This window comes from Streptomyces hilarionis (assembly GCF_024539675.1).
Classification (GTDB): domain Bacteria; phylum Actinomycetota; class Actinomycetes; order Streptomycetales; family Streptomycetaceae; genus Streptomyces; species Streptomyces hilarionis.
Window position 1 is genome coordinate 1 of the sequence record NZ_JAHHIT010000690.1, and the last position, 282, is coordinate 282.

1 protein-coding gene is annotated in these 282 nt (G+C 49.6%); it reads left to right on the top strand.

What is annotated here, in order from left to right; genetic code table 11:
• The coding region (locus KMS84_RS40025; protein WP_256921572.1) for an AAA family ATPase at positions 1 to 282 on the top strand (282 nt) is incomplete at both ends.

A 282-nucleotide genomic window follows, 5' to 3' on the forward strand; every position in this document is an offset into this window, starting at 1 on the left:
CCTGGCTACACGGTAGATGATTTGAAGGCAGAGGCCTCGTCAATCGAAGGCGAGGGTGCAGCTTCATTCACGAAAATCCCAACCCTTTCCGCTGGCTGGCTGAGTATTGAAGGGGATTCCCTCTGGTCGAAGATTATTGTCGGCAGCCAAGAAGGTTCAGTTGCAGAGTTCATCACCAAAGCTGGCAATTCTGACTGGGTGAAGCAAGGGCTCCAGTACATTTCAGATCATAAGGATCCTCAAGCCTGCCCTTTTTGTCAGCAAGAAACGATCACCAAAAAT